Origin of the sequence: Phocaeicola sp. RTP21198st1_B8_RTP21198_201120 (assembly GCF_040929485.1) — a bacterium.
Lineage (GTDB): Bacteria > Bacteroidota > Bacteroidia > Bacteroidales > Bacteroidaceae > Phocaeicola > Phocaeicola dorei.
Genome location: NZ_JBCOCI010000028.1, coordinates 45,304 through 54,106, shown reverse-complemented (window position 1 = coordinate 54,106; position 8,803 = coordinate 45,304). Strand labels below are relative to the sequence as shown.

The 8,803-nt window shown below is 44.1% G+C and carries 6 protein-coding genes; 4 read left to right on the top strand and 2 right to left on the bottom strand.

The window, feature by feature from the left end; genetic code table 11:
- Positions 1-295: 295 nt before the first annotated feature.
- Positions 296-1,933: a chaperonin GroEL gene (gene groL / locus AB5935_RS12145; protein WP_005842327.1), complete on the bottom strand. Its 1,638-nt coding sequence runs from the start codon at positions 1,931-1,933 to the stop codon at positions 296-298.
- A gap of 41 nt (positions 1,934-1,974) precedes the next feature.
- Positions 1,975-2,247, bottom strand: a complete 273-nt coding sequence (locus tag AB5935_RS12140; protein WP_005842331.1) for a co-chaperone GroES — start codon at positions 2,245-2,247, stop codon at positions 1,975-1,977.
- 380 nt (positions 2,248-2,627) lie between these two features.
- Between AB5935_RS12140 and AB5935_RS12135 the strand changes: the two genes are divergently transcribed.
- The 4 genes from AB5935_RS12135 to hydF all read left to right on the top strand — a co-directional run bounded on the left by AB5935_RS12135 (position 2,628) and on the right by hydF (position 7,999).
- Positions 2,628-4,091, top strand: a complete 1,464-nt coding sequence (locus AB5935_RS12135; RefSeq protein ID WP_008674107.1) for a 4Fe-4S dicluster domain-containing protein — start codon at positions 2,628-2,630, stop codon at positions 4,089-4,091.
- A gap of 199 nt (positions 4,092-4,290) precedes the next feature.
- A complete protein-coding gene (gene hydE, locus AB5935_RS12130) occupies positions 4,291-5,328 on the top strand; it encodes a [FeFe] hydrogenase H-cluster radical SAM maturase HydE (protein ID WP_007846892.1) in 1,038 nt (345 codons plus the stop codon).
- Between the two features lie 12 nt (positions 5,329-5,340).
- Positions 5,341-6,759 (top strand): [FeFe] hydrogenase H-cluster radical SAM maturase HydG, encoded by a 1,419-nt coding sequence (gene hydG / locus AB5935_RS12125; RefSeq protein ID WP_007855631.1) that lies wholly within the window; start codon positions 5,341-5,343, stop codon positions 6,757-6,759.
- Between the two features lie 49 nt (positions 6,760-6,808).
- Positions 6,809-7,999, top strand: coding sequence for a [FeFe] hydrogenase H-cluster maturation GTPase HydF (hydF, locus tag AB5935_RS12120; protein WP_007855629.1), 1,191 nt, complete (start codon positions 6,809-6,811; stop codon positions 7,997-7,999).
- Positions 8,000-8,803: the final 804 nt, after the last annotated feature.

Sequence of the window (8,803 nt, the reverse complement as noted above, 5' to 3'; positions counted from 1 at the left end):
GGCCAGAGCACGTGATTTGTAATCTCGGGGTCGTTGGTTCGAATCCGACAAGAGGCTCACTAAAAAAGGAACTGTTTCTGAACATTCAGAAACAGTTCCTTTTTTTATAAGACAATTCAATTTGAAATAAAACCACATAATCTTTCAAGAGTGACAGTCTCCTCATTATTTCTCGGATGAACCGAAATTTAGGGAGTAAATAAAACTTGAGGAGATAATCCACTATGGTCTATAAAAAAACTCCCTGTCAACATTTCGCCAACAGGGAGTCCGTTAATCATTTATGGGGCAAAGATTACATCATGCCGCCCATGCCACCCATTCCGGGAGCACCCATCGGCATTTCTGGTTTATCTTCTTTCTTTTCCACAATTACACATTCTGTAGTCAGGAACATACCTGCAATAGAAGCTGCATTTTCCAAAGCTACACGAGTTACCTTAGCAGGATCCACCACACCGGCAGCATGCAGGTTTTCGTAAACATCAGTACGAGCGTTATAACCGAAGTCACCTTTACCTTCACGTACTTTCTGAACGACAACAGCACCTTCCTTACCTGCATTAGCCACAATCTGACGAAGCGGTTCCTCGATAGCACGCTTGATGATCTCAATACCGGTTGTTTCATCTTCATTATCGCCTTTCAGACCTTCCAACGCTTCAGAAGCACGGATGTAAGCTACACCACCGCCCGGAACGATACCTTCTTCAATAGCTGCACGAGTAGCGCACAACGCATCATCCACACGGTCTTTCTTTTCTTTCATTTCGACTTCCGAAGCCGCACCTACATAAAGAACAGCTACACCACCTGACAACTTAGCCAAACGTTCCTGCAACTTTTCCTTATCATAATCTGAAGTAGTATTCTTTATTTCAGCTTTAATCTGATTGATACGTTCCTGAATGTTTTCTTTTGCACCGGCACCGTTTACAATAGTAGTATTATCTTTAGAAACAGTTACCTTATCGCAAGTACCCAACATTTCAAGAGTAGCTTGTTCCAACTTCAAACCTTTTTCCTCGCTGATAACGATACCACCGGTCAATACTGCGATATCTTCCAACATAGCTTTACGACGGTCACCGAAGCCCGGAGCCTTCACAGCACAAATCTTCAACTGAGAACGCAGACGGTTTACAACCAATGTAGTCAAAGCTTCGCTGTCTACATCTTCTGCAATCACCAGCAAAGGACGTCCGCTCTGTACAGCCGGTTCCAAAATAGGCAAGAAATCCTTCAAGTTAGAAATCTTCTTATCATAAATCAAGATGTACGGATGTTCCATCACACATTCCATCTTTTCTGTGTCGGTTACAAAGTAAGCAGACAGATAACCACGATCAAACTGCATACCTTCTACCACACCGATAGTAGTATCCGTTCCTTTAGCCTCTTCGATAGTAATCACACCATCTTTAGAAACTTTACGCATAGCGTCTGCAATCAACTTACCGATAGTAGGATCGTTATTGGCAGATACCGCAGCTACTTGTTCAATCTTGTCATAATTATCACCTACCATCTCGGCCTGAGACTTGATAGATTCAACCACTTTGGCAACAGCTTTATCAATACCACGTTTCAAATCCATCGGATTTGCTCCGGCAGTAACATTCTTCAAACCTACCCCTACGATTGATTGAGCCAGCACAGTAGCAGTAGTAGTACCGTCACCTGCATCGTCACCTGTCTTTGAAGCAACAGATTTCACCAATTGCGCACCTGTGTTCTGAAACGCATCAGCCAATTCCACTTCCTTTGCCACAGTTACACCATCCTTAGTAATGTGAGGAGCACCGAATTTCTTTTCAATAATCACATTACGTCCTTTCGGACCAAGAGTTACTTTCACTGCGTTAGCCAATTCGTCTACACCCTTCTTCAATTCGTCACGGGCATCAATGTTGAATTTAATATCTTTAGCCATAATTCTATTTACAATTTAATGATTTACAATGTACTATTTAATTATCCCAAAACAGCGAGAACATCGCTCTGACGCATGATAAGGTATTTCTTACCGTCATGTTCCAATTCTGTACCCGAGTATTTGCCATACAATACCTGATCACCTACATGCAACACCATCTCCTCGTCTTTCGTTCCGTTACCTATTGCGACAACTTCACCTTGCAATGGTTTTTCCTTTGCTGTATCAGGAATAATGATACCACCGATTGTTTTTTCTTCCGCAGGAGCTGGAAGAATCAATACTCTGTCTGCTAATGGTTTAATGTTCATAGTTCTTAATTTTTATATGTTATACTTTTAATTATATCAATTATCCGTCATCTTTAAGCAGTGACGCAAAATATCTTGCGAAAAACGTGCCAAACATGAAAAAGGAGAAATTGACAGTTTTATTCTGCCAAATTGGCACAGCTATAACATATCTTTCACTAAAATGGTTTCCTCTTCCCCTGCCATTATCAGTTGCTTTTACGAAATTTATTATTTTTACCTATAAAGATTCATATATAAACCAGTCGGCTACATTCCACAGCGACAGAACAAATCTGAATATAAAAAGAGGAAAATGTGATTTTTCTTTTTTTAATATTTCCATAGGACACAAACTATCACTATCTTTGCAAAACCTAATAACTAACCCCTTTAACTATATGGCATTTACGAACAACATTATGATTGTCCGCCACAGATTGCTGACAGAACTTGTAAAATTGTGGAAAAACGGAGAACTGACAACAGACAAAATAGACCGTCTGCCATTAGAACTCAGCCCCCGACGTTCAAAACATGCAGGGCGCTGCTGCGTACACAAAGAACGCGCTGTATGGAAATACAAATCCCTTCCTCTATTGGGGCTGGATATGGATGACGAAACCGATGAGCTCACTCCACTATCCGAATATGCCGCACGTGCTATAGAACGTGCAAACAATGGAAAGCCCAAAGACAACATTATGTGTGTTATAGACGAAGCATGCTCGGCCTGCGTACAGATCAATTACGAAATCACCGACTTATGCCGGGGATGTACCGCCCGCAGTTGCCAGTACAATTGTCCTAAAGGAGCCGTACATGTACATGCTGACACCGGCAAGGCATGGATCGACCATGATACCTGCATCAGTTGCGGCATCTGCCACAAAAGCTGTCCTTATCACGCAATCGTTTATATTCCTGTTCCTTGCGAAGAATCTTGTCCTGTCAAAGCGATCAGCAAAGATGAACACGGTATAGAGCATATCGACGAGAACAAATGTATTTATTGCGGTAAATGTATGAATGCTTGTCCTTTCGGGGCCATTTTTGAAATATCACAGACATTCGATGTGTTGCAACGCATCCGTAAAGGAGAACAAGTGGTAGCCATTGTCGCGCCATCTATTTTAGGGCAATTCAGCACAACTATCGAACAGGTATATGGTGCATTCAGACAAATCGGTTTCACCGATATAATTGAAGTGGCACAAGGCGCCATGTCTACCGTAGAACACGAAGCACACGAACTGATAGAGAAGTTGGAGGAAGGACAGAAATTCATGACCACTTCATGCTGTCCATCGTACATCGAGCTGGTGAACAAGTATATTCCCGATATGAAAAAATACGTTTCCGGCACAGGTTCACCTATGTATTATGCAGCACGTATAGCCAAAGAGAAGTATCCTGATGCAAAGATCGTATTCGTAGGCCCATGTGTAGCCAAACGTAAAGAAGCTCAACGTGATGAAGCTGTGGATTTTGTGATGACGTTTGAGGAAATTTCTTCTATTTTCGATGCTTTCGAAGTCAACTTGGAGATTGTACAGCCATACGCCATGGAATTCTCATCTGTTCGCGAAGCGCATGGGTTTGCACAAGCCGGCGGCGTGATGGGAGCCGTAAAGGCATTCCTGAAAATGGAAGCGGACAAAATCAATGCCATACAGGTATCCGATTTAAACAAGAAGAATATCGGAACATTACGTGCATACGCAAAATCGGGAAAAGCTCCCGGACAGTTCATCGAAGTGATGGCCTGCGAGGGGGGATGTATCACAGGACCCAGTACTCATAGCGGCAGTAACGGGAAACGTCAGTTGGTACAAGAACTGGCTAAACAGGAGAAGACGTATTAAAAGTAGAAAACTACCTTAGCGGAAAGACGTTATTCGCAATCCTTCACCATAGGGAAGTGTGTCAAAATGAAAACAATCTATCATTTTGACACACCTTCGAATGTATAAAATTCATTGTGTGCCACTAGGCAAACGCATGGAGGCCGCCCCTACAGTAGCTGGTGAGCTTTTCAGGTTTTCCATTAATAAAAAAGTACGAATGAAGCAACTGATTGATAAATTGCGCCATAAACATAGCTTGACCGGCGAAGAATATGCTATTCTCCTCACCTGTCAGGACGCTGATACTTTAATGTATCTCCAACAACAGGCCCAAGAGGTTACTTTAGCGCATTTCGGGAATGCCATCTTTATCCGTGGGCTTATCGAGGTGGGCAACCGATGTCGTAACAATTGCTATTATTGCGGAATAAGAAAAGGAAATCCTGCTGTGGCCCGCTACGCATTAAAGCGCGAAACTATTTTGGAATGTTGCCGTGAAGGATACGCACTCGGGTTCCGTACCTTCGTAATGCAAGGCGGCGAAGACCCTGCCTTGACAGACAAGTGGATAGAAGCAACCGTAGCCGCCATCCGCAATGAGTTCTCCGATTGTGCCATCACCCTTTCGTTAGGAGAGAAATCACGGGAAGCATACGAGCGTTTTTTCCGGGCAGGAGCGAACCGATACCTGCTTCGGCACGAAACACATAACGAACAGCATTACCGGAAACTCCATCCTGAAGAAATGTCACTAAAGCATCGCCTCCAATGTTTACAATGGCTGAAAGAAATAGGATATCAAACCGGAACAGGAATCATGGTAGGTAGTCCGGGACAAACTCTGCCCCATCTGGTAGAAGACCTGTTGTTCATAGAACAGTTCCATCCCCAGATGATTGGTATAGGTCCTTTTATCCCCCACCATGAAACACCATTCGGAATGGAACCGGCCGGAAGTGTGGAAATGACTCTCAAGCTATTATCCCTTTTCCGGTTGATGCACCCGTCCGCCCTGATTCCATCGACCACCGCCCTTGCCACCTTGTCACCGGACGGACGGGAAAAAGGAATATTGGCAGGAGCTAATGTAGTGATGCCCAATCTCTCCCCTCGGGAGCAAAGAGAAAAATATGCTTTGTATGACAACAAAGCAGCTTTCGGCGCCGAAGCCGCCGAAGGTCTACGAAACTTGGCACAACGACTGGAAACAATCGGTTACCGGATATCAACAGATAGAGGTGATTATAATCACTAACCACTAATAAATATGTATAAAGCAGATTCTAAAATAGCGGAAGAATTCATTGACCACCAGGAAATACTGGAAACACTGGAGTATGCCCGCAGCAACAAAAGTAATCGTGCTCTGATAGAGCAACTGATTGACAAAGCCGCCCGATGCAAAGGACTATCCCATCGTGAGGCAGCGTTACTATTGGAATGTGACCAACCGGATTTGATAGAACGTATCTTCCATCTGGCACAGGAAATCAAACATAAGTTTTACGGTAACCGTATTGTGATGTTCGCCCCCCTGTACCTTTCCAATTATTGTGTGAACGGATGTGTTTACTGTCCTTATCATTTGAAGAACAAGACCATAGCACGCAAGAAACTGACACAAGAAGAAATTCGTAAGGAAGTAATTGCCTTGCAGGATATGGGACACAAACGTCTGGCACTGGAAGCAGGAGAAGACCCGCTACGGAACCCTATAGAATATATATTGGAATCCATCCGGACCATTTATAGCATCAAGCATAAAAACGGAGCCATCCGACGGGTCAATGTCAACATAGCCGCCACCACCGTAGAAAACTATCGCAAACTGAAAGACGCAGGTATCGGCACTTATATTTTGTTTCAGGAAACTTATCATAAAGAAAATTACGAAGCCCTGCATCCCACCGGTCCGAAAAGCAAATATGCTTATCATACCGAAGCGATGGACCGTGCCATGGAAGCGGGCATTGACGATGTAGGACTAGGTGTTTTATTCGGGCTGAATACCTACCGCTATGACTTTGTAGGATTATTGATGCATGCCGAACATCTGGAAGCCACTTTCGGAGTAGGTCCGCATACCATCAGCGTTCCTCGTATTTGTCCGGCAGATGATATCGCCACGCAAGACTTTCCGGACGCCATCTCGGACGAGATATTCTGTAAGATTGTGGCAGTAATCCGTATTGCTGTTCCTTATACAGGCATGATTATCTCTACAAGGGAATCGGCTGCAACCCGACGTAAGGTCTTGAATCTGGGAATTTCACAAATCAGTGGCGGTTCCCGGACCAGCGTAGGCGGTTATGCCATTCCGGAAACACCGGAAGAAAACTCGGCACAATTCGATATCAGCGATACCCGTACCTTGGATGAAGTAGTGAACTGGTTGCTCGATTTAGGGCACATTCCCAGTTTCTGTACAGCTTGTTACCGAGAAGGACGTACAGGTGACCGCTTTATGTCATTAGTCAAATCGGGACAAATTGCTAATTGTTGTGCACCCAATGCATTGATGACACTGAAAGAGTATCTGGAAGATTATGCGACAGCGGATACACGAGCCAAGGGAATCCAATTGATAAAAAAAGAATTGGAACACATTCCCAACCCGAAAATAAAAGAAATAGCAACCTGTAACCTGAAAAAGATAGAAGAAGGGAAACGAGATTTCAGATTCTAATCCGGCCCACGCGCCGGGCGATGTTTCCAGACTGATAAAGTAACCACATATGAGTTTAAACAACACCCCATCTGCCAACCGCCTGCACGTCGCCCTCTTCGGGCGGCGCAACAGTGGCAAGTCCTCTTTAATCAATGCCTTGACCGGACAGGATACTGCCCTTGTATCGGATATCCCCGGTACCACGACAGACACCGTGAGCAAAGCCATGGAGATTCAAGGAATCGGCCCTTGTCTCTTTATCGACACGCCGGGATTTGACGATGAAGGAGAATTAGGAGAAATGCGCATCATCCGCACGCTGAAAGCCATCGAACGAACAGACATAGCCTTACTTCTTTGTGAAGACGAAGCCCATGAAGAGGAAAAGAAGTGGATGAAGCAATTGGAGGAAAAAAACATCCCTGTCATCTTGCTACTGAACAAGGCTGACATACGAAAAGACATAGCATCCACCCTACTCCGTATAGAAAAAGATTGCGGTCAAAAGCCTCTCGTTATCAGCGCAAAGGAAAGAACAGGTATAAAGAAGATACATCAGGCGATTCTGGAAAAGTTACCGGCAGATTTCGGGCAACAAACCATTACCGGAAATCTGGTTAAAGAAGGAGATTTAGTGCTCTTAGTCATGCCGCAAGATATACAGGCTCCCAAAGGCCGTCTCATCCTTCCACAGGTACAGACGATGCGCGAATTATTGGACAAGAAATGTCTGGTGATGAGTTGTACAACAGACCAAATAGCTTCCACCTTGCAGGCTCTGTCCCGCCCTCCGAAACTGATTATAACCGACTCCCAGGTTTTTCATACCGTTTATGAACAAAAGCCGGCAGATAGCCTTCTCACCTCTTTCTCTGTCCTGATGGCAGGATATAAGGGAGATATACATTATTATATAGAAGGAGCCTCAGCCATAGACTGCCTCACCCCACAGTCACGGGTACTGATAGCGGAAGCCTGCACTCATGCCCCTGCCACCGAGGACATAGGCAGAGTAAAGCTTCCACGTATGTTGCGTAAAAAGATAGGCGAAGAGCTACAAATAGATATCGTTGCAGGTACAGACTTTCCGGAGGATTTGACACCCTATCACTTAATCATTCATTGCGGAGCCTGCATGTTCAATCGCAAATATGTACTAAACCGGATTGATAATGCCCGTAAGCAACAGATTCCCATGACTAATTATGGAGTGGCTATTGCACACTTGAACGGGATATTGGATAAGATAGCGTATTAAAAAGACATCTGTTCTTTTTTTGTTTCTATCACCACAAACCATTTATTTTCAACGGTTTGTGGTGTAAAAGGATCCGTAATTCCCCTTAACTGGTATGTATGTGGATTTTTACCATTGTTTCTGAAGACTCATAGATTTTCCTTCTTGATGTGTCCTACATGATGGTTCATCCATTTACTTCATTTACAAGGCCTTATCGTGCAAACACTTAGTTGAATTTATAGTTTCACCAAGGTGAAGCAATCGTATCACTTGGGTGACTACGCCTCTCCACTTAGGTGCCAATGCATTGTCACCTAGGTGAAACAACAAAAGAAGACAGACAAAAGATAAGCATTCGGGCTTGTACGTGTTTTTTCCAGTCATAACAAAATCAAAAGCCTGGAGAGAAATACATAAGAGGCCGAATGCTTACAGTTCTTCCATAAACTTGACCGACGAGTGAACAATGCTCCAATCCATATATTCCCACGCAGGGTGTGACCATCTTCGATATTGCCGAATACTGGGCCATTGATGTTTCAATCCACACACCCACGTAGGGTGTGACATCCTATACCTTGGGTACATAACATGGTACTGGAGGTTTCAATCCACACACCCACGTAGGGTGTGACTTGACTATGGTTTTGAAAACAATCACATGTGGGTGTTTCAATCCACACACCCACGTAGGGTGTGACTGGTTGTCTATACACGTGTTCACCTCATCATTGTTTCAATCCACACACCCACGTAGGGTGTGACCCAGAGATAAAAAAGAGCAGACTTTGGCTTGGCTGTTTCAATCCACACACCCACGTA

Coding starts and splice junctions, on each gene's coding strand:
- groL (WP_005842327.1), bottom strand. CDS start 1,933: ATGGCTAAAGATATTAAATTCAACATTGATGCCCGTGACGAATTGAAG.
- AB5935_RS12140 (WP_005842331.1), bottom strand. CDS start 2,247: ATGAACATTAAACCATTAGCAGACAGAGTATTGATTCTTCCAGCTCCT.
- AB5935_RS12135 (WP_008674107.1), top strand. CDS start 2,628: ATGGCATTTACGAACAACATTATGATTGTCCGCCACAGATTGCTGACA.
- hydE (WP_007846892.1), top strand. CDS start 4,291: ATGAAGCAACTGATTGATAAATTGCGCCATAAACATAGCTTGACCGGC.
- hydG (WP_007855631.1), top strand. CDS start 5,341: ATGTATAAAGCAGATTCTAAAATAGCGGAAGAATTCATTGACCACCAG.
- hydF (WP_007855629.1), top strand. CDS start 6,809: ATGAGTTTAAACAACACCCCATCTGCCAACCGCCTGCACGTCGCCCTC.